Origin of the sequence: Pseudomonas alkylphenolica (assembly GCF_000746525.1) — a bacterium.
Taxonomy (GTDB): Bacteria; Pseudomonadota; Gammaproteobacteria; order Pseudomonadales; family Pseudomonadaceae; genus Aquipseudomonas; species Aquipseudomonas alkylphenolica.
Genome location: NZ_CP009048.1, coordinates 397,460 through 419,865 on the forward strand (window position 1 = coordinate 397,460; position 22,406 = coordinate 419,865).

Genomic DNA, 22,406 nt, shown 5'->3' on the forward strand with positions numbered 1-22,406 from the left:
AAAGCATGTCTGGTAATCGTGGTGTGGTGTATCTCGGCGCCGGCAAGGTCGAGGTGCAGAAGATTGACTACCCGAAAATGCAGGATCCGCGTGGCAAGAAAATCGAGCACGGGGTGATCCTCAGGGTGGTCTCCACCAACATCTGTGGCTCCGACCAGCACATGGTCCGTGGCCGTACCACGGCCCAGGTCGGCCTGGTGCTGGGCCATGAAATCACCGGCGAGGTGATCGAAAAAGGCCGCGACGTGGAAAACCTGCAGATCGGCGATCTGGTCTCGGTGCCCTTCAACGTCGCCTGTGGCCGCTGCCGCTCCTGCAAGGAACAACACACCGGCGTCTGCCTGACGGTCAACCCGGCGCGTGCCGGTGGTGCCTACGGCTATGTCGACATGGGCGACTGGACCGGTGGCCAGGCCGAATACGTGCTGGTGCCTTACGCCGATTTCAACCTGCTGAAACTGCCCAACCGCGACAAGGCCATGGAGAAAATCCGCGACCTGACCTGCCTCTCCGACATTCTTCCGACTGGCTATCACGGCGCGGTAACTGCCGGGGTTGGCCCAGGCAGTTCGGTGTACATCGCCGGTGCCGGCCCTGTGGGCCTGGCTGCGGCAGCTTCGGCACGTTTGCTAGGGGCAGCAGTGGTAATCGTCGGCGACGTCAACCCGGTGCGTCTGGCGCACGCCAAGGCCCAGGGCTTTGAAATTGCTGACCTGTCCCAGGACACCCCGTTGCACGAACAGATCGCCAACCTGCTGGGCGAACCGGAAGTCGACTGCGCGGTGGATGCCGTGGGTTTCGAAGCCCGTGGTCATGGCCATGCCGGTGCCAAGCACGAAGCACCGGCTACCGTACTCAACTCGCTGATGGGCGTGGTCCGTGTTGCCGGCAAGATCGGCATTCCCGGCCTGTATGTCACTGAAGATCCGGGTGCGGTGGATGCCGCAGCGAAAATCGGCAGCCTGAGCATCCGCTTCGGTCTGGGCTGGGCCAAGTCGCATAGCTTCCACACCGGGCAAACGCCAGTGATGAAGTACAACCGTCAGCTGATGCAGGCGATCATGTGGGACCGCATCAACATTGCCGAAGTGGTGGGCGTGCAGGTGATCAGCCTGGATCAGGCGCCTGAAGGGTATGGCGAGTTTGATGCCGGGGTGCCGAAGAAATTCGTTATCGATCCGCACAAGCTGTTTAGCGCGGCGTAAGGCCATCGCGGGGCAAGCCCGCTCCCACCGGATTTTGAGAACCCGGTGGGAGCGGGCTTGCCCCGCGATGCTGTTAAAGCCAGACCGCATCCCAATGCGGATAATCCCCAAGCTTGGTTACCAGCCCAGCCCTCAGCGGATTGGCCACCACATAGCGCGCCACCACCCGCACCTTTTCTTCCCGCCGCAACGCATGATCATGATATCCAGGCTGCCACAGCTTGCCCTGCAGCGTGCCTTGCTTGTACAGCGCACAACGGCTGCGGGATTTGAAGCGGCGCATCAGGCAGGCCAGTGAGCCATGCTGCAGTTCAATCAGCCAGTGCACATGATCCGGCATTACCACCCAGGCCAGAGTACGTGCGGCGCCATCAATTTGTGCCTGCTGGAACTGTGCCGGAATACAGCGGGCGGCCTGGAAACTCTCGAATATCGGTTCTCGATTGCGAGTAATGCTGGTCAGCAGGTAATAGCGGCCGGGCTCGGAGAAGCGGCCGCGGCGCAGGCGGTGGGAGGCGGGACTGTCCATGTCGTGGCTCCTTGAAAGATGAATTTTCAAGGTAGTTGTCGAGCGGTGGAGGCACCCGACCAAACTGGATCTCAATGTTGCCAAAGGCAATCGTAAGCAACCCCCCGGTAGGAGCGGGCTTGCCCCGCGATAGCGGTTTGTCAGTCACATCGAATCGCGGGGCAAGCCCGCTCCCACCGGCCGTTGCAGTTACTTCTGGATGTTTCCAGGCTGGTCAATTCCGGTCCTAGGAAATACCCTACCGCGTCTGTCGATCCAGGTCTGATTGCCCTCGGAAACCTGTCCTTTTAGGCTCCGTGGGTCGCTGTCGGTTCAGCGATCGGGTGTGGAAACCCGGTAGTCATTCAGGATCTGCCGTTATGGCGGCTGTGCGCGGGAGGCCTTTGGCCTGCCGGGTTTCCTGTATGCCCCGGTTTTCCACCCCGCGTACAGCTGCCACCTTACGTGTGGAAACGGACGGGGCGGCTCCTATGCATGCAGGAGTTTCCATGAAAAAGATCGTCCCTGATCCACCCACCTCGCTTTATCCCACCCTCGACAAACCCTTCGGCGATTGCCCTGCCGGTCACCCGCAACTCTTCTCCGTCAATGCCGGCATCGCTCCGCATGACGCGCTGGTGCATATCTCGCTGTATCTGCGTTGCGCCTACGACACGGCGAATCAATCTTTCGATGGTATCGATGAGTCGGCCAAGGGCTTTCTCTGGTCCACCCTGCATTCGGTGGAGATGGCCAAGGGGCTGGTGGAGGCTTTGCTTGATGCTCTGGAGAATCGGGAGTTGAGTCCGCTTTGACAACATCGCGGGGCAAGCCCGCTCCCACCGGTGGGAGCGGGCTTGCCCCGCGAAGAGGCCATCACTGCCCACGGAACATTCCCCCACCTCCACAGTCCAACCCTCGTTTCCCCCCGCCTTTACGGCTGACGAGGTCCCTTCATGAAACGTTTCGCACTGGTCACCCTGATGACCCTGGCTGCCAGCCCGGTGTTTGCCTTCAACCTCAGCGATGCGGCCAACGCCGTTTCCGCCATGCAAGGTAACAAGGACGGCGCTGCAGTGCAGGCGCCAGCCGCCTCGGCGAATCTGCTCAACACCCTCGGTAGCGAGCTGAAAATCACCCCGGAACAAGCCATCGGTGGTACCGGTGCCTTGCTCGGTCTGGCCCGTAATCAACTCAGCAGCACTGACTACGAACAACTGAGCAAAGCCGTACCGGGCCTTGATCTGCTCTCTGGCGAAAACGCCTTGGGCGGCTTGAGCGGGCTGGGTGAACTGCTCGGTAACAGCGGCAACTCGTCGGCCCTGAGCAATGCCCTGGGCGGCAACGTCAAAGACACCAATGACCTGAACAATGCCTTCAGTGCCCTGGGTATGGACACCGGTATGATCGGCCTGTTTGCCCCGCTGATCTTGCAGTACCTCGGTCAGCAGGGCGTTACCGGTTCGCTGTTGCAGAGCCTCGGCGGCCTGTGGGGCACGCCGGCTACAGTGCCGTCGGTATAACGGCGCTTAGGCTGCTTCGGAGAAATTCACCGTGCGCACCGGGCGGCGGAATCCGCCCGTCAGCACCATCAGATAGCCCAGGCCCAGGCCGAACCAGCTCAGGCCGATGGTCAGGGTCATCGCCGACAGGCTGGTCCACAGCCACAGGGTCAGGCTCATGCCCACCAGCGGGATCAGGCCATAACGCAGCAACCCGGCCAGGTTGCGCTGGCAGGTGTCGCTGATCAGGTGGGTGCGGATCACCGCCAGGTTCACCGCCGAGAACGCCACCAGGGCGCCAAAGCTGATCAGCGATGCCAGGGTCGCGAGGTCGATCACCAGCGCCAGCAGCGAAAACGCCGAGACCACCAGGGTAGCGGTGACCGGTGTGCCGAAGCGTGGTGAGAGGGTGGCGAACCAGCGTTGTGGCAAGACCTTGTCACGGCCCATGGTGTAGAGAATCCGCGATACCGCCGCTTGCGAAGCCAGGGCCGAACCGAGGCTGCCGGCGACGAACGCAGCGGTGAAGAAGTTGGCCAGGAACTGACCGCCAGCCTTGAACATGACCTCGTTGGCGGCCGCGTCGGTATTGGCGAAATGGCTGCCTGGCAGCACCAGCTGACTGATATAGGCCAGCAGGGTGAACAGCAGGCCAGCGCCGAGGGTGGTGAGGATGATCGCCCGTGGCACGTTACGTTCCGGGTCTTTGGTTTCCTCGGCCAGGGTCGACACGGCATCGAAGCCGAGGAACGACAGGCACAGCACCGCCGCCCCCGCCATCAAATGACTGAAGCCCGGCTGGGTGCCATCGCCGAGGAAAGGTGAGAGCACATCGACCGGTTGCCCACCGCCCAGGGTTTTCAGCGACAGCGCGACGAACACGCCGATGAAAATGATCTGCGCGCCGACAATCAGGTTGCTGGCCTTGGCCACCGAGTTGATGCCGACGACGTTGAGCACGGTAACCAGGGCGATCGACGCGAGGATGATGGTCCAGACCGGGATGCTCGGGAAGGCGATGTTCAGGAACAGGCCAATGAGCAGGTAATTGATCATCGGCAGGAACAGATAGTCGAGCAGCAGCGACCAGCCCGCGAGAAAGCCGATGCTCGGCCCGAATGCCAGGTTGGTGTAGGAGTAGGCCGAGCCGGCAACCGGAAAGCGCCGGACCATGAAGCTGTAGGACGTGGCCGTGAAGAGCATGGCCAGCAGAGTGACCAGGTAGGCGCCGGCGGTGCGTCCCCCGGTGAGCTCGGTGACAATGCCGTAGGTGGTGAAAATGGTCAGCGGGACCATGTACACCAGCCCGAAGAACACCAGGGCGGGAAGCCCGAGGACGCGGCGCAGTTGAGCGGAATCTGCCTGGGCAGCATTGCTGGATTGGTTGGCCATTGATCGATCCTGGCTTTTTTGTAGTTGTTAGTTGATCGATTTTTATCCAGTTAATCCGCCAATAGCAAAGAAGATTCCCTTATCTTGATTATTAACGCAGATTTTAATCGGCTATCGCGGGGCAAGCCCGCTCCCACAGCTCCCCCCCACCCGGTGGGAGCGGGCTTGCCCCGCGATCAGTTCAGCTCCGCCCGCAAGGCTTCAATCCGCTGATCTTTGTCGCGCCACAGCTGGTTGACCCAGTCCTGCACGGTCTGGCGCAACAGCGGGTCGTTTTCGTAGTCGCCCTCCCACAGCGCCGGGTCCAGCTCGTGCACCTGGATGTCGATGATCACCTTCGGCACAGCGCCACTGAGCAGGTCCCAGAAGCCCGGCGCCTTGTCACCGGGGTAGACGATGGTGACGTCAAGCAGGGCATCGAGCTGTTCGCCCAGCGCCGCCAGCACAAAGGCGACACCACCGGCCTTGGGTTTGAGCAGGTGCTTGTAGGGTGACTGCTGGGCCACACGCTTGGCTTCGGTGAAGCGCGTGCCTTCGAGGTAATTGACCACGGTTACCGGCTGGCGCTTGAACAACTCGCAGGCGGCCTTGGTGATTTCCAGGTCCTGGCCTTTGAGCTGCGGATGTTTGTCGAGAAACGCTTTGCTGTAGCGCTTCATGAACGGGTAATCCAGCGCCCACCAGGCCAGGCCCAGCAATGGCACCCAGATCAGTTCTTTTTTCAGGAAAAATTTGAAGAAGGGGATACGTCGGTTGAGCACCTGGATCAGCGCCGGGATATCGACCCAGCTCTGGTGGTTGCTGATGGCCAGGTAGGATGTGTCCAGGCGCAGGTCATCGGCACCACGCACGTCCCACACCGTGGGGATGCACAGACGGAAAATCAGTTTGTCGATTTCAGACCAGGTTTCGGCGATCCACATCACCGTCCATGAGGCATAGTCACGGTAGCGGCCGGGCAGGACCAGTTTGAGCAGGGCAAAGACCAGCAATGGGCCGATCAGGACCAGGGTGTTGAGCAGCAACAGCAAGGTCACAAGAATGCCCGTCAGTAAGCGGCGCATAAGAAAGCTCTTATATTCAAGTAAGCGGCCGGCAATGATAAGCAGCCTGTCGGCATACGCCAAATGCTCAGGTCTGCTCGACTGGGACAAATGTTTCACATTGTGTTGAATAAGCTATCAACGCGAACCTATCCTGCCTTCGCAGTCTAAACACTGTCTTATCTCTAGGAAGCGGATCCCCGTGAAATCTGTACTTGCACTGCTGTCGCTGCTGGCCCTTCCGGTGATGGCTGCCGAGCCGACCCTGTATGGCCGCTACGAATACATCACGCTGCCGGAGTTTGGCGGTGAAACCCTCAAGGCGAAAATGGACACCGGGGCGCTGACCGCGTCGTTGTCGGCCAAAGACATCGAGCTTTTTACCCGTGATGGCGAAGAGTGGGTGCGTTTCCGCCTGGCGACCAAGGACTCCAGCGGCAAGGTTTACGAACACAAGCTGGCGCGCATCAGCAAGATCAAGAACCGCGCCGATGAAGATGAAGACGGCGAGGGGGCGGAGATCAGCAAGCGTCCGGTGGTGGACCTTGAGCTGTGCCTGGGCGACGTCAAGCGTACCGTTGAAGTCAACCTGACCGACCGCAGCAGCTTCAACTATCCACTGCTGATCGGTGCCAAGGCCTTGCGTGAGTTCAAGGCGGCGGTGAACCCGGCGCGACGCTTCACGGCGGGCAAACCTGAGTGCTGATACCTGGTGGGAGCGGGCTTGCCCCGCGATTGCGGTTTCTCAGTCGCATCGCATCGCGGGGCAAGCCCGCTCCCACCGGTGGGGAAAACATCCTATGGGCCTTGCCAGACCCCTGAGAATCTCCTACAAGATGCAACACCCCAGTGCCAGGCCCGGACGCCATGCCCCACATACTCATTGTCGAAGACGAAGCGGCCATTGCCGACACCCTGATTTTTGCCTTGCAGGGTGATGGTCACAGTACGGAGTGGGTGACCCTGGGCAGTGCGGCGCTCGATCAGCAGCGTCAGCGGCCAGCCGATCTGATCATCCTCGATATCGGTCTGCCGGATATCAGCGGCTTCGAAACCTGCCGCCAGCTGCGCCGTTTCAGCGATGTGCCGGTGATGTTCCTCAGTGCCCGCGACGGTGAAATCGACCGCGTGGTGGGCCTGGAAATCGGCGCCGACGACTATGTGGTCAAGCCCTTCAGCCCGCGCGAAGTTGCGGCGCGGGTACGGGCAATCCTCAAGCGCATGGCACCGCGTGCGGAGCCGGTGAGCGCAGCGCTGCTGTTCCAGGTCGATACCCTGCGCATGCAGATCAGCTATCGCGGCCAAGCCCTGAGCCTGACCCGCCACGAATTCCGGTTGTTGCAGAGCCTGCTGGAGCAACCCGAGCGGGTGTTCAGCCGCGAGCAGCTGCTCGATGCCGTCGGTGTGCCCGCCGACGCAGGTTATGAACGCAGCATCGACAGCCATATCAAGAGCCTGCGTGCCAAGCTGCGCCAGGTGGCCGCCGATGCCGAGCCGATCCAGACCCACCGTGGCCTGGGTTACAGCTACAGCCCGAGCCACAGCTGATGCGCCTGGGCATCCGCATCTTCCTGGTCTACTTCCTGTTTGTCGGGCTGACCGGCTACTTCATTCTCAGCACCGTGCGTGAAGAGATCCGTCCCGGTGTGCGCCAGTCCACTGAAGAAACTCTGGTGGACACTGCCAACCTGCTCGCCGAAATCCTTCACGACGACGTCAAGGCCGGTACCCTCGGCCAGAGCCGCTTGCCGCAGGTGTTGAGTGCTTACGGCCAGCGTCAGCCGAATGCCGATATCTGGGGGCTGTCGAAGAATCAGGTCAACCACCGCATCTATGTCACCGATGCCAAGGGCATTGTCCTGCTCGACTCCAGTGGTGCGGCGGTGGGCCAGGACTATTCCCGCTGGAACGACGTCTACCTGACCCTGCGCGGTGAGTATGGTGCACGTTCGACCCGCAGCGACCCGGATGATCCCGAGTCGTCAGTGATGCACGTCGCCGCGCCGATTCTCGATGCAGGCAAGATCATCGGCGTGGTCACCGTGGCCAAGCCGAACAAGTCCTTGCAGCCGTATATCGATCGCTCCGAGCAGCGTCTGCTGTACCTGGGACTGGGCCTGATCGGCCTGGGCTTGCTGGTCGGTGCCGCGCTGTCCTGGTGGCTGGCCCGTTCGCTACGACGCCTGACCCATTACGCCCAGGCTGTCAGCGAAGGAGAGCGCACCGCGCTACCGCACTATCGCGGCGGTGAGCTGGGGCAGCTGGCGGCGGCGGTGGAGCGTATGCGCACCCAGCTGGAAGGCAAGGACTATGTCGAGCGCTACGTTCATACCCTGACCCATGAGCTGAAGAGCCCGCTGGCGGCCATTCGCGGCGCATCGGAGCTGCTCCAGGGACCGATGCCGGAAGCACAGCGCCAGCGCTTTGCCGACAACATCGAGAGCGAAAGTGCGCGCATGCAGCAGTTGATCGAGCGCCTGCTCAACCTGGCGCAGGTCGAACAGCTGCAAACCCTGGAAGAACAGCAGCATGTGTCGCTGGCGGCCCTGGTCGATGAGCTGTTGCTGGCCCAGAGTGCGCGGATCGAAAGCAACGGTCTGCAGGTGCGCCAACGTGTACCGGCGAGTACCCGCCTGCTGTGTGAGCCGTTCCTCATGCGCCAGGCCATCGCCAACCTGCTGGACAACGCCCTGGACTTCACCCCGCCCGGCGGCAAGCTGGTGTTCGAGCTGGAGAGACAGGGCGCGCGCGTGGCCCTGAGCCTGTTCAACCAGGGCGAGGCGATTCCCGACTATGCCTTGGGGCGGGTGAGCGAGCGCTTCTATTCGTTGCCGCGGCCGCTTAGCGGGCGCAAGAGTACCGGGCTGGGGCTGAACTTTGTCGAAGAAGTGATGCAACTGCATGGCGGTTCGCTGGAAGTCGCCAACGTCGAGGACGGTGTACGCGTGAGATTGTGGCTGCCCGGCAAACGCCTGGACTGAAACTTCACACACTCTGCACGCAAGCTCCACACATCTCCCCAAACGCTCCATTTTGATTGCGCAGACTCTGCTCATCGAAACCGGAGTCTTGCCCCATGAGCCGAACCCTGAGTCTGAAACTTGGCACCATCGCCTTGCTGATTGTGCTGTTGCTGATCCCGCTGTTCATGATCGGCGGCCTGATTGGCGAGCGTCAGCAATTGCGTGACAACGTCGTACAGGACATCGCCCAGAGCGCGAGTTTCAGCCAGCAGATCAGCGGCCCGGTACTGGTGGTGCCGTACCGCAAGACCGAGCGAAGCTGGAAGACCGAAGAGGGCAAAATCTTCGTGGAAACCAAGCAAGTCAGTGGTCACCTGTATTTTCTGCCAGAAACCTTCGAACTGAAGTCGAGCATCGACACTGAACTGCGTTCGCGAGGGATTTACCAGGCGCGGCTGTTTCATGCCGATAACCACATCAGTGGCCAGTTCAAAGTGCCGGCGAATTGGGGCATTAACCAGGACCTTGAGGATTATCGCTTCGAGCCAGCCTTTCTCGCGGTCGGCATCAGTGATATCCGCGGTATCGAAAAGGGCCTGCAATTGCAGTTCAATGACCAGCGCCTGGACTTCCAGGCCGGCACCGGCCTGAGCTGGCTGGGTGGTGGTGTGCACGTGCCCCTTGGCCGCCTCGACGGCAAGGCAGAAACCCTGTTCGACTATGCCTTCTATCTCAGCTTGCAGGGTACTGGTCAGCTGTATGTGCTGCCGGTTGGCCGCAGCACCAGTGTCAGCATGGCGGCTAACTGGCCGCACCCAAGCTTTGTCGGCAACTACCTGCCCAGCAGCCGCAAGATTGATGCGGGTGGCTTCTCGGCGCGCTGGCAGACGTCGTTCTTCTCTACCAACCTGGAAGACGCCCTGAGCCAATGTGCGGTCAATGCCAGTTGCGCGGATTTCCGCGACCGCGCCTTCGGGGTCAGCTTTGTCGACCCGGTGGATCAGTACCTCAAGAGCGAGCGGGCGATCAAGTATGCGTTGTTGTTCATCGCCCTGACTTTTGCTGGCTTCTTCCTCTTCGAGATTCTAAAGAACCTCAGCGTGCACCCGATTCAGTACGCCCTGGTGGGTGCGGCCCTGGCGTTGTTCTACCTGCTGTTGCTGTCGTTGTCCGAGCATCTGGGTTTTGGCCTGGCGTATCTGCTGTCTGCCGGCGCCTGTGTACTGCTGATCGGTTTCTATCTGTCTCATGTGCTGCACAGCCTGTTTCGCGCCATGGGCTTTGCCCTCGGGCTGGCGGTGCTCTACGGCATGCTCTACGGGCTGCTTAGCGCCGAGGACTATGCCTTGTTGATGGGTTCGCTGCTGCTGTTCGGGTTGTTGGGTGTGTTCATGGTCCTGACCCGGCGACTGGACTGGTACAGCGTTGGTCAGGGGAAACTGCAATGAGGGGGTTGCGCGAGGAGCGGCGAGTGGGGGCGGTGTTGGCCAGACGGATTGAGCGTTGGCTCAATCGCGGGGCAAGCCCGCTCCCACAGGAGGTGGATTCATTGTGGGAGCGGGCTTGCCCCGCGAGAGGCCCTTTCAGACTGAAGGATCAGTAGCCTGCATCGACGCTCGCTGACTGACCTCGGCATACCAGGCCGCGAGCTTCGGCTGTTGTTCACGCCAGCCGAGGTCCGGCATGCGCAGATCAAGGTAACCCAGGGCACAGGCCACACCGATGGCGGCGATGTCGAACGCCGCGCTCAGCTCGGCAATATGCTCCTGCTCAAAGCTGGCCAGGCCGCGGCGGATCTTGTCCTGTTGGGCTTCGATCCAGCTGTCCCAGCGTTTATCTTGCGGGCGCAGGAAGGTTTCGTAACGGGTCAGCACCGCAGCGTCCATGACCGCATCGGCCAGCGAGGCGAGGGTCAGGCGATGCCAGCGCGACCAGCCTTCCCTGGGGATCAGCGGGTTGCCAACATGCTGCAGGTCGAGGTATTCGCAGATTACCCGGCTGTCGTGCAGCACGTTGCCGTCAGCCAGGCGCAAGGCCGGGATTTTCCCGGCCGGGTTGCCCTGGTTGAGTTCGGCAACCGGGCTGACCGGCGTCAGGTTGACGCTCTGCAGCGCTACGCGCCCGGTCTGCCCGGTCTCGTGCAGCACCACCATGACCTTGCGTACGAAGGGCGAAGCCGGCGAGTAGAACAGGATCATGCTCGGTGCGGACATGTCGAACCCTCAGTTGCCTTGCAGGCTGGGCGGCAAGCAAACACCGGTGCCACCGATACCGCAGTAGCCGTCAGGGTTTTTCGCCAGGTACTGCTGGTGATACGCCTCGGCGAAGTAGACGGTCGGCGCCTGGTCGATCTCGGTGGTGATCTCGCCGAAGCCGGCTTTGCTCAGTTCAGCCTGGTAGGCCTGTTTGCTGGCCTGAGCCTGTTGCAGTTGTTCGGGGCTGGTGCAGTAGATTACCGAGCGGTACTGGGTGCCGATGTCGTTGCCCTGGCGCATGCCCTGGGTCGGGTTGTGCAGTTCCCAGAACATCGCCAGCAGTTCCTGGTAGCTGACCTTGTCCTTGTCGAATACCACCAGCACCACTTCGGTGTGGCCGGTCAGGCCCGAGCAGACTTCTTCGTAGGTCGGGTTGGGGGTAAAGCCGCCGGCATAGCCAACCACGGTGCTGACCACGCCTTCACGTTGCCAGAAGCGCCGTTCGGCACCCCAGAAGCAACCCAGGCCAAAGATCGCAAAGTCGACGTTCTCGAAGAACGGCCCGAGCAGTGGGGTGTCTTTGAAAACAAAATGCTTCTCGGGCAGGGTCATCGGGGTTTCGCGGCCAGGCAGGGCCTGTTCCGCAGTAGGCAGGACGTTTTTGTTCACCAGGATTTCCGAGCGCAGGACCATAGCCGTTCCTCTGTATTCAGGTAGATAGGTTGTGGCCATTTCGCGGGGCAAGCCCACTCCCACCGGTGGGAGCGGGCTTGCCCCGCGATCGGCCCGAATGTTCCTATATTGCCCGAGAGTGGCGCCACTGTCAGGCGCCAGGACCACGCGGATAACGCTTGAGTTTGTTGACCAGCTCGGCCCCGGGAATCGGGCGGTCGAACAGATAGCCCTGGCCGACGTCGCAGCGGTGCCGACGCAGGAACGCCAGCTGCTCGGCGGTCTCGATGCCTTCGGCGACCACCTGGAGCTTGAGGTTGTGGGCCATGGCGATCACCGCCGAGGTGATTTCCATGTCGTCCTGGTTGTCGGGGATTTCATGAATGAAGCTGCGGTCGATCTTGATGATATCGATCGGAAACTTTTTCAGGTAACTGAGCGAGGAATAGCCGGTGCCGAAATCGTCCATGGCCAGGGTCAGCCCCAGCTGCTTGAGCTGGTCGAGCTGGCGATGGGTGTCTTCGGTGGCTTCGAGCAGCAGGCCTTCGGTCAGCTCCAACTCCAGCAGATGGGGCGGCAGGGCTTCTTCCTTGAGGATGTTGGCGATCGAGGCAACCAGCTCGGGATCGGAAAACTGCTTGGGTGACAGGTTGATCGCCACCTGCAGATCGCCCAGCCCTTCAGTGCGCAACTGCTGGCTCATGCGGCAGGCCTGGCGGGCGATCCACTTGCCGATCGGGATGATCAGCCCGGTTTCCTCGGCAACGCTGATGAACTGATCCGGGCGGATCATGCCCTTGTCCGGATGGTTCCAGCGCAGCAGGGCTTCCAGGCCCAGCAAACGGCCGCTGCGCAAGCACAGCTTGGGCTGGTAGAACACATCCAGCTCGTTTTGGGTCAGGGCGCGGCGCAGGTTGTTTTCGACGAACAGCTTGTAGCTGGCTTCGGCATTCAGGGCTTCGGTGAACACCTGGGCCTGGTGCTTGCCGTTGGCTTTGGCCTTGTGCAGGGCCAGGCCTGCGTTTTTCATCAGGGTCTGCGGGTCGCGGCCATGCAGCGGGGCACAGGCCAGGCCCACGGAGCCGGTGACGTTGATCAGCTGGTTGTCGACGAACAGCGGTTTGTCGAGGGTCCTGAGCAGTTGCTGGGCAATCTGCTTGCCGTCTTTGAGGTCGGTGTCTTCGAGCAGGACGGCGAATTCGTTACTGGCAAAGCGCGCCAGGCTGCCGCCGGCGCTGAGGCTGTTGCGCAGGCGCCGGGCCAGGCTGATCAGCAGCTTGTCGCCGGTCTGGTGGCCGAGGCTGTCGTTGATCCGCTTGAAGTTGTCGATGTCCACCAGCAGCAGGCAGATCGGGCTGTCGCTGTCGCGGGCGAAGCGTTCGTCAAGGTTGCGGATGAACGCCGGCCGGTTGCCCAGGCTGGTCAGGTTGTCGGTGTAGGCCAGGCGTTCGATGCGCTGCTGCGCCAGCTTGCTCTGGGTGATGTCTTCGTAGATGCCGATGTAGTGGGTCAGTTCGCGGTTATCACCGTAGACCTTGGAGATCGACAGCTGCCCCCAGTAGGGCTCGAGGTTCTTGCGCCGACTCTTGAATTCGCCCTGCCAGCTGTTGCCCATGGCCAGGCTCGAAGGGGCGTCGAACAACAGCTCACTGAGGTTTTCCAGGGCCGGTAGCTCGGAGAGGCGATGGCCATGGACCTCCTCAGTACTGTACTGGGTGATGGCGGTGAAACTCGGGTTGACGTACTCGACCACACCATCGCGGTTGACCAGCAAAAAGGCGTTGGCACTCTGTTCGACAGCACGCTGGAACAGATGTAAGGCGTTGGTGGCGGTACGCCGGTTGTGATTGTTGATGACCTGGGCGAACTGATCGGCGAGCTCGCCGGCAAAGGCAATTTCATCCGACTGCCAGGCCCGTGCCGAGCCGGTGTGCTCCAGGCAGAGCACACCGACCACCTGGCCATCGATACGGATACTGGCATCGAGCATCGCGTTGATGTCGCGCGGGCGCAGGCTTTCAGCCATTTCCCGGGTGCGCGGATCGTGACTGGCGTTGTGGGCGTCAATGGCGCGGCTGGTGTGCAGGGCGTCGAGGTAGTCGGGAAAGCAACTGGCGTCGATGGGATCGGGCAGGTGGTATTCCTGGCTCTCGCGGTAGTACGCGGAGATAGGCTCCAGGCGCTGCCCTTCCAGGTACCAGATGCTCGCACATTCGATCTTGTAGATCTCACAAGCGCTGCGGGTGATCAGCTCGGCGGCTTCGAGCAGCGAGTTGCTGGCGCTGTAGCGATGACGGGCGAGGTGCAGGATCAGCTCCTGCTGGGCGCGCACCCGTTCCAGGTGCTCAAGTTGTTCCTGCTGCGCCTGCTGGTTGAGCTGCAGGGCGATCTGCAGGCGGTTGTTGCGGGTTTCCAGGTCGGCGGCGCTGAGGTCCGGGCCGTCACCGGGCTGGGTGTCGATGACCATCAGGTAGCCGCGCAGCAACTGGCGGTTGTGCTGCTTGTAGGCCTCACCGAGTTCCAGCAGGTGCAGCGGTCCTTGAGCGGTGTGCAGGGTGTAGCGCACCAGGTAGTGCGGGCGCTGGCCCAGCTGCAGCTGGATGGCGTCATGCAGTTTGTAGCGAGCCTCGGGCTCCATCAGGCTGGCGTAGGGCGAGCCGACCAGGGCGCAGAGCTCGACCGCGGCCAGGCCGAACTGGCGTTCGCAGGCGGGGTCGAGGTACAGCAGGGCCCAACTGGCTTCATTCAGCCGTTCGAAACGCAGCATGCCGAGCCGCGAAGGCACGGGCAATTGCGTCACGACCTCGGCCACCATACGGCTGGCGGCATCGGGTTGGCTTTTCATTGAGGGCTCGCTTCAAGAAGGCTGTTCGCGAAGATAGCGCAATCTGCTGCTACGCGTTTGGGCAAGGTTGCATCATGCGCTTGAGGCTGACAAGCCTGCATCTACTGTGTCGGCACCCAAGCGTGAATCTTAAACCCGGTGGGAGCGGGCTTGCCCCGCGATTGCGGTTTGTCAGTCACATCGCATCGCGGGGCAAGCCCGCTCCCACCGGGAATTGCAGACAAAAAAAGCCCCGCCAAAGTGGCGGGGTTGAGGTACGAGCGTGGCAGCTCGAAAAGGGAGCCTGTCTCCCTCGGCAGAGGGAGACAGGAAACAGCATTACAGCAGCATGGTGCGGATGTCGGTCAGCAGGTCGCCCAGGCGCTTGGTGAAGCGCGCGGCAGCTGCACCGTTGATCACGCGGTGATCGTAGGACAGCGACAGCGGCAGCATCAGCTTCGGCTGGAAGGCTTTGCCGTCCCAGACTGGCTGGATGGTGGCCTTGGAAACACCGAGGATCGCCACTTCCGGCGCGTTGACGATCGGCGTGAAGCCGGTGCCGCCAATGTGACCGAGGCTGGAGATGGTGAAGCAGGCGCCTTGCATGTCGTCTGCCGAGAGCTTTTTGGTCCGGGCTTTTTCCGCCAGGGCCGCCGCTTCGCCAGCCAGTTGCAGCAGGCTCTTCTGGTCGACGTTCTTGATCACCGGGACCAGCAAGCCATCCGGGGTGTCTACGGCGAAACCGACGTTGACGTACTTCTTGCGGATGATCGCTTTGCCGCTAGGCGCCAGCGAGCTGTTGAAGTCCGGCAGTTCCTTGAGCAGGTGGGCACAGGCCTTGAGCAGCAGCGGCAGGACGGTCAGCTTGACGCCGGCTTTCTCTGCAACGGCTTTCTGCGCAACGCGGAAGGCTTCCAGCTCAGTGATGTCGGCCGAGTCGAACTGGGTCACGTGAGGCACGTTCAGCCAGCTGCGATGCAGGTTGGTAGCACCCATCTGCATCAGGCGGGTCATCGGCACTTCTTCGATTTCACCGAAGCGGCTGAAGTCGACTTCCGGAATCGGCGGGATACCTGCACCACCGGTTGCACCGGCGGCCGGGGCTTCCTTGGCCTTCTGCATCATGGCCTTGACGTAAACCTGCACGTCTTCCTTGAGGATACGACCGTGCGGGCCGGTGGCCGCTACCGCGCTCAGCTCGACGCCGAACTCACGGGCCAGCTGACGCACGGCCGGGCCGGCGTGAACCTTGGCACCGTTGGCTGCGGCAGGGGCGGCAACCGGTGCGGCGGCTGGGGCAGCCGGCGCAGGTGCAGGTGCGGCTGCAGCAGCAGGAGCAGCTGGCGCCGGAGCGGCAGCGGCAGGTGCTGGAGCGGCAGCCGGTGCAGCACCGGCAACTTTCAGCTTGAGGATCAGGTCGCCGGTACCGACTTCGTCGTCCAGCTTGGCAATCACGGCTTCGACCACGCCAGCGGCTGGAGACGGAATCTCCATCGAGGCTTTGTCCGATTCCAGGGTGATCAGCGACTGGTCGGCTTCGACGGTATCGCCGACCTTGACCAGTACTTCGATGATCTTGGCTTTGCCCGAGGAGCCGATGTCCGGAACGTGGATGTCCTGAACCGTGGCAGCCGCCGGGGCAGCTGCCGGAGCAGGCGCAGCCTCTGCAACCGGAGCGGCAGCAGGAGCCGCGGCAGCCGGTGCAGCAGCCGGAGCCTCAGGCGCCGCAGCGGCGCCCTCGACTTCCAGTTCCATCAGCTCGTCACCTTCTTTCAGGCGGTCGCCGAGTTTGACCTTCAGCGACTTGATCACACCGGCCTTGGGGGCCGGGATCTCCATGGAGGCTTTGTCGGACTCCAGGGTCAGCAGGCTCTGGTCAGCCTCGATACGGTCGCCGACTTTGACGAACAGCTCAATGATTTCACCTTCACCGCTGCCGATGTCAGGTACGCGAATGAGTTCGCTCACTTAAAAATACTCCTCAGCAGTCCAGTGGGTTGCGTTTGTCCGGGTCGATACCGAACTTGGCGATGGCGTCGGCCACAACCTTGGGTTCGATCTCGCCACGGTCAGCCAAGGCTTCCAGTGCAGCCAGCACGACGAAGTGACGGTCGACTTCGAAGAAGTGACGTAGCTTCTTGCGGCTGTCGCTGCGACCGAAACCGTCGGTACCCAGGACTTTGAACTCTTTGCTCGGTACCCACTGGCGAATCTGTTCGGCGAACAGCTTCATGTAGTCGGTAGAGGCGATGACCGGGCCCTTACGGCCAGCCAGGCACTCTTCGATGTAGGTGATCTGTGGCTTCTGACCAGGCTTGAGACGGTTGCTGCGCTCTACGGCCAGGCCGTCGCGACGCAGTTCGTTGAAGCTGGTGACGCTCCAGACGTCGGCACCGACGTTGAATTCTTCACGCAGGATCTTCGCCGCTTCACGCACTTCACGCAGGATGGTGCCGGAGCCCATCAGCTGAACGTGGTGCGCCGCTTCGCGGGTGTCTTCCTCGAGCAGGTACATGCCCTTGATGATGCCTTCCTCGGCGCCGGCTGGGATCGCTGGCTGGGTGTAGGCTTCGTTCATCACGGTGATGTAGTAGAAGACGTCCTGTTGCTCTTCGGTCATCTTCTTCATGCCGTCCTGAATGATCACCGCCAGCTCGTAGCCGTAGGTCGGATCGTAGGTGCGGCAGTTCGGGATGGTCGCGGCCAGCATGTGGCTGTGACCGTCTTCGTGCTGCAGGCCTTCACCGTTGAGGGTGGTACGGCCGGCGGTACCGCCGATCAGGAAGCCACGGGTACGGCTGTCGCCAGCGGCCCAGGCCAGGTCACCGATACGCTGGAAGCCGAACATCGAGTAGAAGATGTAGAACGGCAGCATCGGCTGGTTGTGGTTCGAGTACGAAGTACCGGCAGCGATGAAGGAGGACATGGCGCCCGCTTCGTTGATGCCTTCTTCGAGGATCTGACCTTTCTTGTCTTCGCGGTAGAACATCACCTGGTCTTTATCGACTGGCTCGTAGAGCTGGCCGACGGACGAGTAGATGCCCAGCTGGCGGAACATGCCTTCCATACCGAAGGTACGGGCTTCGTCCGGGATGATCGGAACGATGCGCTGGCCGATTTCCTTGTCCTTGACCAGCTGCGCGAGGATCCGCACGAAGGCCATGGTGGTGGAGATTTCGCGGTCGCCCGAGCCGTCGAGGATGGCCTTGAGGGTTTCCAGTGGCGGAGTCGGGATGTTGAAGCTCTGCGCGCGGCGCTGCGGCACGAAACCGCCCAGGGCAGTGCGGCGCTCGCTCAGGTAGCGGGCTTCGGCGCTGTCGGGCTCTGGCTTGAAGAACGGCAGGTTCTCCAGGTCTTCGTCCTTGACCGGGATGTCGAAGCGGTCACGGAACAGCTTCAGGCTGTCGACGTCGACTTTCTTGGTGTTGTGCGCGGTGTTTTTCGCTTCGCCGGCACCGGTGCCATAACCCTTGATGGTCTTGGCCAGGATGACGGTCGGTTGCTCTTTGTGGTTGACCGCTTCGTGGTACGCCGCGTAGACCTTGTACGGGTCGTGGCCGCCACGGTTGAGCTTCCAGATCTCGTCGTCAGACAGATCGGCAACCATCGCCTTGAGTTCAGGCGTGTTGAAGAAGTGCTCGCGCACGAACGCGCCGTCTTTGGCTTTGTAGTTCTGGTACTCGCCGTCGATGACTTCGTCCATGCGACGTTGCAGGATACCGTCGACGTCCTTGGCCAGCAGCGGGTCCCAGAAACGGCCCCAGATGACTTTGGTCACGTTCCACTGTGCACCGCGGAATACGCCTTCGAGTTCCTGGATGATCTTGCCGTTGCCGCGAACCGGGCCATCGAGGCGCTGCAGGTTGCAGTTGATGACGAAGATCAGGTTGTCGAGCTTCTCGCGGCCAGCCAGCGAGATTGCACCCAGCGATTCCGGCTCGTCGCACTCGCCATCGCCCAGGAAACACCAGACTTTCTGCTTGCCTGGCTGGATGTAGCCACGGTGCTCCAGGTACTTCATGAAGCGTGCCTGGTAGATGGCCTGGATCGGGCCCAGACCCATCGAAACGGTCGGGAACTGCCAGAAGTCAGGCATCAGCCAAGGGTGCGGGTAGGACGACAGGCCCTTGCCGTCGACTTCCTGACGGAAGTTGTTCATCTGCTCTTCGGTGATGCGGCCTTCCATGAACGCGCGGGCATAGACGCCTGGCGAGGTGTGGCCCTGGAAGTAGATCAGGTCGCCGCCGTGCTCGTCGGTCGGGGCCTGGAAGAAGTAGTTGAAGCCGATGTCATACAGGGTGGCACTGGAGGCGAAGCTCGAAATGTGGCCGCCCAGGTCCGAGTCTTTCAGGTTGGTGCGCATCACCATGGCCAGCGCGTTCCAACGCACCAACGAGCGAATGCGGCGTTCCATGAACAGGTCGCCAGGCATGCGTGCTTCGTGGGTGACAGGGATGGTGTTGCGGTATGGCGTGGTGATGGCATATGGCAGCTGGGAGCCACTACGGGTGGCCAGCTCGCCCATACGGGTCATCAGATAGTGAGCGCGGTCTTCGCCTTCTTTGTCGAGAACCGACTCCAGGGCGTCCAGCCATTCCTGGGTTTCGACGGGATCGAGGTCTTGCATGGCTTGCTCCAGGGCGGAAAGGCTTCCAGAATCGGTTGCCTGAGTTTGCGACTGGCCTTTTGGGCAGACGACATGAAATTCTTGGATTACCGGAGAGTGTACCGGCGTTGTGTAGTTTTACTACAAATGAATCACCATTTCATGCTTTTGAAGTGAAGAAGCAGTAGTAAAACTACAGAAAAATGGCTCGTGGCCTCTGTTCGGGTTGTGAGAAAAATCGATACCGGTAGTTAAAAACAAGTTAAGAAAAGGTTTGCTGCGATGGTTTCTGCCAGAGAATCAGATTTTTCAGCTATTTCTAACTTTTGTATGACAGTCCAACTCTGGTCGGTGGGAGCGGGCTTGTCCCGCGATTGCGTTTTGCCAGGAAAATTGCAATCGCGGGGCAAGCCCGCTCCCACAGCTCGCTGCCAATCTTTTCTCGCCGATCAAGGATAGACCATGAGCCTGCCATTGCTGGCCGATGTGCCCGCCACCCTTGCGCCGTTTGTCAGCCGCAGCGAGCAATCGTTGCGTGACGCGGTTGCCCAGACGCCTTCTTTATCGCTCGAGAGCTGGACGGCCCAGCGTTGGGCGCAGTTCGCCCGGGTTACCGCGGCCAGCGACTTTGTCTTCGAACAAGCACTGCGTGATCCGGCCATGCTCCTCGATCTGGTCGCCAGCGGCGAACTCGACCGCAGCTTCGCGCCGGGCGAGCTGTGCGCGCAGATTGCCGCTGCCACCCAGGCTGCCACGAGCGAAGACGAGCTGGCGCGCAACCTGCGGCGCCAGCGCAGCCGCCAGCAGGTGCGGATCATCTGGCGTGACCTGAACCGCCAGGCCGACCTGGTGCAGACCTGCCGTGACCTGTCGGACCTGGCCGACGCTTGCATCGATCAGGCCTACCAATGGCTGTACCCACGCCATTGCCAGCAATTCGGTACCCCGATCGGGCATCGCAGTGGCCTGCCGCAACATATGGTGGTGCTGGGCATGGGCAAGCTTGGCGCGGTGGAGCTGAACCTGTCGTCGGACATCGACCTGATCTTTGCCTTCCCTGAAGGTGGCGAGACCGAAGGGGTCAAGCGCTCGCTGGACAACCAGGAGTTCTTCACCCGCCTGGGCCAGCGCCTGATCAAGGCCCTGGACCCGATCACCGTCGACGGCTTCGTGTTCCGTGTCGACATGCGCCTGCGTCCTTACGGCTCGTCCGGTGCGCTGGCTCTCAGCTTTAATGCACTTGAGCAGTACTACCAGGACCAGGGCCGCGACTGGGAACGCTACGCGATGATCAAGGCGCGGGTAGTGGCCGGTGACCAGGTGGCCGGCGCGCAATTGCTGGATGTACTGCGACCCTTCGTTTACCGGCGTTACCTGGACTTTTCCGCGATCGAAGCGCTGCGCACCATGAAGCAGCTGATCCAGCAGGAAGTGCGGCGCAAGGGCATGGCTGACAACATCAAGCTGGGAGCTGGTGGCATTCGCGAGGTCGAGTTCATCGCCCAGGCGTTTCAGCTTATCCATGGCGGCCGCGACCTGAGCCTGCAACAGCGGCCTTTGCTGAAAGTCCTTGTGACGCTTGAGGGCCAGGGGTACCTGCCGCCTGCAGTGGTTGCCGAACTGCGTGAGGGCTATGAGTTCCTGCGTTACACCGAGCACGCGATCCAGGCGATTGCCGACCGTCAGACGCAGATGTTGCCGGATGGTGAACTGGACCGTGTGCGTATTGCCTTTATGCTCGGCTTCAGCAACTGGGCGAGCTTCCGTGACCAGCTGACGCACTGGCGCGGTCGGATCGACTGGCACTTCCGCCAGGTCATCGCCGATCCGGATGAGGACGAAAACGAAGAGGGCGAAGTGATTGTCGGTGGCGAATGGCTGCCGCTGTGGGAAGAAGCCCAGAATGAAGAAGCCGCTTGCCGTCAGTTGCAAGACGCCGGCTTTGCCGATCCGGGCAAGGCACTCAAGCAGCTCGCCGGGTTGCGCGCCAGTCCGCAGCTGCGCGCCATGCAGCGCTTGGGGCGCGAACGTCTGGACGCCTTCATTCCGCGTTTGCTGGCCCAGGCGGTGGAGCACGCCGACCCGGACCTGGTACTGGAGCGCGTGCTGCCGCTGGTAGAGGCGGTGGCCCGGCGCTCGGCGTATCTGGTGTTGCTGACCGAGAACCCGGGGGCGCTGCGGCGCTTGCTGACCCTGTGCGCCGCCAGCCCGTGGATTGCCGAACAGATCACCCGTTTCCCGCTGTTGCTCGACGAGCTGCTTAACGAAGGCCGTTTGTTCAGCCCGCCCAAGGCCCCGGAGCTGGCGGCTGAATTGCGCGAGCGGCTGACGCGGATTCCCGAGGACGATCTTGAACAGCAGATGGAAGCGCTGCGGCACTTCAAGCTGGCCCACAGCCTGCGGGTAGCGGCGTCGGAAATCGCCGGCAATCTGCCGCTGATGAAGGTCAGCGATTACCTGACCTGGCTGGCTGAAGCCATCCTCAACCAGGTGCTGGCCCTGGCCTGGCGCCAGACCGTGGCGCGCCATGGACAGCCCAAACGCAGCGACGGCAGCCTGTGTGACCCCGGTTTCATCATTATTGGCTACGGCAAGGTCGGTGGTATCGAGTTTGGCCATGGTTCGGACCTTGACCTGGTGTTCATCCATGATGGCGACCCCCAGGCTGAAACCGATGGCGCCAAACCGATCGACAGTGCCCAGTTCTTTACCCGCCTGGGCCAGCGGATCATCCACCTGCTGGCCACCCAGACCAACTCCGGGCAGCTCTACGACGTGGACATGCGCCTGCGTCCTTCCGGCGCTTCCGGCCTGCTGGTCAGTTCGCTGGGTGCCTTCGAGCGCTATCAGCAGAACGAGGCCTGGACCTGGGAACACCAGGCGCTGGTGCGGGCGCGGGTGCTGGCAGGTTGTGCGCAGCTGGGCAGCGCGTTCGAGACGGTGCGCGCGCAGATTCTGGGCCAGGCCCGCGACCTGCCCAAGCTGCAGGCCGAAGTCAGCGACATGCGCGCCAAGATGCGCGACAACCTGGGGACCAAGGTCAGCGCCGCCGGTACCGGTGCCAACGCGTTCGAGGCCGGCGTGCCCTTCGATATCAAGCAGGATGCCGGTGGTATCGTCGATATCGAATTTATGGTGCAATACGCCGCTTTGGCCTGGTCTCACGACCATCCGGAACTGCTGCGCTGGACCGACAACATCCGCATCCTCGAAGAGCTCGAGCAGGCCGGACTGATGCCTGCCAGCGACGCCATACTGCTGCGTGAGGTGTACAAAGCGTTCCGCTCGGCGGCGCACCGCCAGGCCCTGCAGAAGCAGGCCGGGGTGATCGATGCCTCGCAGTTTGTCCAGGAGCGCCGGGAAGTACGGCGTATCTGGGCTGAGCTGGGGCTGGCATGAGCGGTTGAACCAGGCGAATCAGGCGGCAGGAAGCCTGCCAAGACCACACTACAGCCCGAGTGGCGTACACTGGTCCACATATAGCCTGAATATAAAG

16 protein-coding genes are annotated in these 22,406 nt (G+C 61.8%); 8 read left to right on the forward strand and 8 right to left on the reverse strand.

The genetic code is table 11. The features are described from left to right. The first annotated feature begins 5 nt into the window (after positions 1-5). Entirely contained in the window at positions 6-1,205 is a 1,200-nt protein-coding gene (gene fdhA, locus PSAKL28_RS01845) for a formaldehyde dehydrogenase, glutathione-independent (protein ID WP_028942224.1), read from the forward strand. Positions 1,206-1,278: 73 nt separating this feature from the next. Here fdhA and PSAKL28_RS01850 read toward each other — a convergent pair whose 3' ends face one another. After that, positions 1,279-1,734, reverse strand: a complete 456-nt coding sequence (locus PSAKL28_RS01850; protein ID WP_038605858.1) for an REP-associated tyrosine transposase — start codon at positions 1,732-1,734, stop codon at positions 1,279-1,281. 488 nt (positions 1,735-2,222) lie between these two features. On the opposite strand from PSAKL28_RS01850, the gene PSAKL28_RS01855 reads away from it, so the two are divergent. Both PSAKL28_RS01855 and PSAKL28_RS01860 read left to right on the forward strand, forming a co-directional pair. Beyond that, positions 2,223-2,528 (forward strand): DUF3077 domain-containing protein, encoded by a 306-nt coding sequence (locus PSAKL28_RS01855; RefSeq protein WP_038605861.1) that lies wholly within the window; start codon positions 2,223-2,225, stop codon positions 2,526-2,528. 141 nt (positions 2,529-2,669) lie between these two features. Then, positions 2,670-3,236, forward strand: coding sequence for a DUF2780 domain-containing protein (locus tag PSAKL28_RS01860; protein WP_038605864.1), 567 nt, complete (start codon positions 2,670-2,672; stop codon positions 3,234-3,236). A 6-nt stretch (positions 3,237-3,242) separates the two neighbouring features. Here PSAKL28_RS01860 and PSAKL28_RS01865 read toward each other — a convergent pair whose 3' ends face one another. Both PSAKL28_RS01865 and yihG read right to left on the reverse strand, forming a co-directional pair. Continuing rightward, positions 3,243-4,607: an APC family permease gene (locus PSAKL28_RS01865; RefSeq protein WP_038605867.1), complete on the reverse strand. Its 1,365-nt coding sequence runs from the start codon at positions 4,605-4,607 to the stop codon at positions 3,243-3,245. 176 nt (positions 4,608-4,783) lie between these two features. Further along, on the reverse strand, positions 4,784-5,671 hold the full coding sequence (gene yihG / locus PSAKL28_RS01870) for a 1-acylglycerol-3-phosphate O-acyltransferase, YihG family (protein ID WP_038605870.1): 888 nt from the start codon (positions 5,669-5,671) through the stop codon (positions 4,784-4,786). Between the two features lie 181 nt (positions 5,672-5,852). Here yihG and rloA2 point away from each other — a divergent pair, with 181 nt between their 5' ends. From rloA2 to creD, 4 genes are all read left to right on the forward strand, one after another. Then, complete coding sequence (gene rloA2, locus PSAKL28_RS01875; RefSeq protein ID WP_038605873.1) at positions 5,853-6,356, forward strand: retropepsin-like aspartic peptidase RloA2; 504 nt, start codon at positions 5,853-5,855, stop codon at positions 6,354-6,356. A gap of 161 nt (positions 6,357-6,517) precedes the next feature. Continuing rightward, positions 6,518-7,198 (forward strand): two-component system response regulator CreB, encoded by a 681-nt coding sequence (creB, locus tag PSAKL28_RS01880; RefSeq protein ID WP_038605875.1) that lies wholly within the window; start codon positions 6,518-6,520, stop codon positions 7,196-7,198. Beyond that, positions 7,198-8,631: a two-component system sensor histidine kinase CreC gene (creC, locus tag PSAKL28_RS01885; protein WP_038605878.1), complete on the forward strand. Its 1,434-nt coding sequence runs from the start codon at positions 7,198-7,200 to the stop codon at positions 8,629-8,631. The genes creB and creC overlap by 1 nt, the downstream gene beginning before the upstream one ends. Before the next feature lie 95 nt (positions 8,632-8,726). Beyond that, positions 8,727-10,061 carry a cell envelope integrity protein CreD gene (creD, locus tag PSAKL28_RS01890; protein ID WP_038605880.1) on the forward strand — a complete coding sequence of 445 codons (1,335 nt, stop codon included), beginning with the start codon at positions 8,727-8,729 and terminating at the stop codon, positions 10,059-10,061. A gap of 135 nt (positions 10,062-10,196) precedes the next feature. Here creD and PSAKL28_RS01895 read toward each other — a convergent pair whose 3' ends face one another. The 5 genes from PSAKL28_RS01895 to aceE form a co-directional block, all read right to left on the reverse strand. After that, positions 10,197-10,826 carry a glutathione S-transferase gene (locus PSAKL28_RS01895; RefSeq protein ID WP_038605883.1) on the reverse strand — a complete coding sequence of 210 codons (630 nt, stop codon included), beginning with the start codon at positions 10,824-10,826 and terminating at the stop codon, positions 10,197-10,199. Positions 10,827-10,835: 9 nt separating this feature from the next. Next, on the reverse strand, positions 10,836-11,501 hold the full coding sequence (gene msrA, locus PSAKL28_RS01900) for a peptide-methionine (S)-S-oxide reductase MsrA (RefSeq protein WP_038605885.1): 666 nt from the start codon (positions 11,499-11,501) through the stop codon (positions 10,836-10,838). Positions 11,502-11,631: 130 nt separating this feature from the next. Next, positions 11,632-14,325, reverse strand: coding sequence for a putative bifunctional diguanylate cyclase/phosphodiesterase (locus PSAKL28_RS01905; protein ID WP_038605888.1), 2,694 nt, complete (start codon positions 14,323-14,325; stop codon positions 11,632-11,634). A gap of 318 nt (positions 14,326-14,643) precedes the next feature. Further along, complete coding sequence (aceF, locus tag PSAKL28_RS01910; protein ID WP_038605891.1) at positions 14,644-16,272, reverse strand: dihydrolipoyllysine-residue acetyltransferase; 1,629 nt, start codon at positions 16,270-16,272, stop codon at positions 14,644-14,646. Positions 16,273-16,285: 13 nt separating this feature from the next. Then, positions 16,286-18,931 (reverse strand): pyruvate dehydrogenase (acetyl-transferring), homodimeric type, encoded by a 2,646-nt coding sequence (gene aceE / locus PSAKL28_RS01915; RefSeq protein WP_038605894.1) that lies wholly within the window; start codon positions 18,929-18,931, stop codon positions 16,286-16,288. A 441-nt stretch (positions 18,932-19,372) separates the two neighbouring features. Between aceE and glnE the strand changes: the two genes are divergently transcribed. Further along, complete coding sequence (gene glnE / locus PSAKL28_RS01920; protein WP_038605898.1) at positions 19,373-22,309, forward strand: bifunctional [glutamate--ammonia ligase]-adenylyl-L-tyrosine phosphorylase/[glutamate--ammonia-ligase] adenylyltransferase; 2,937 nt, start codon at positions 19,373-19,375, stop codon at positions 22,307-22,309. The last annotated feature ends 97 nt before the right edge of the window (positions 22,310-22,406 follow it).

Coding starts and splice junctions, on each gene's coding strand:
- PSAKL28_RS01855 (WP_038605861.1), top strand. CDS start 2,223: ATGAAAAAGATCGTCCCTGATCCACCCACCTCGCTTTATCCCACCCTC.
- creD (WP_038605880.1), top strand. CDS start 8,727: ATGAGCCGAACCCTGAGTCTGAAACTTGGCACCATCGCCTTGCTGATT.
- PSAKL28_RS01895 (WP_038605883.1), bottom strand. CDS start 10,826: ATGTCCGCACCGAGCATGATCCTGTTCTACTCGCCGGCTTCGCCCTTC.
- creC (WP_038605878.1), top strand. CDS start 7,198: ATGCGCCTGGGCATCCGCATCTTCCTGGTCTACTTCCTGTTTGTCGGG.
- aceE (WP_038605894.1), bottom strand. CDS start 18,931: ATGCAAGACCTCGATCCCGTCGAAACCCAGGAATGGCTGGACGCCCTG.
- PSAKL28_RS01905 (WP_038605888.1), bottom strand. CDS start 14,325: ATGAAAAGCCAACCCGATGCCGCCAGCCGTATGGTGGCCGAGGTCGTG.
- PSAKL28_RS01860 (WP_038605864.1), top strand. CDS start 2,670: ATGAAACGTTTCGCACTGGTCACCCTGATGACCCTGGCTGCCAGCCCG.
- yihG (WP_038605870.1), bottom strand. CDS start 5,671: ATGCGCCGCTTACTGACGGGCATTCTTGTGACCTTGCTGTTGCTGCTC.
- creB (WP_038605875.1), top strand. CDS start 6,518: ATGCCCCACATACTCATTGTCGAAGACGAAGCGGCCATTGCCGACACC.
- PSAKL28_RS01850 (WP_038605858.1), bottom strand. CDS start 1,734: ATGGACAGTCCCGCCTCCCACCGCCTGCGCCGCGGCCGCTTCTCCGAG.
- glnE (WP_038605898.1), top strand. CDS start 19,373: ATGAGCCTGCCATTGCTGGCCGATGTGCCCGCCACCCTTGCGCCGTTT.
- msrA (WP_038605885.1), bottom strand. CDS start 11,501: ATGGTCCTGCGCTCGGAAATCCTGGTGAACAAAAACGTCCTGCCTACT.
- PSAKL28_RS01865 (WP_038605867.1), bottom strand. CDS start 4,607: ATGGCCAACCAATCCAGCAATGCTGCCCAGGCAGATTCCGCTCAACTG.
- fdhA (WP_028942224.1), top strand. CDS start 6: ATGTCTGGTAATCGTGGTGTGGTGTATCTCGGCGCCGGCAAGGTCGAG.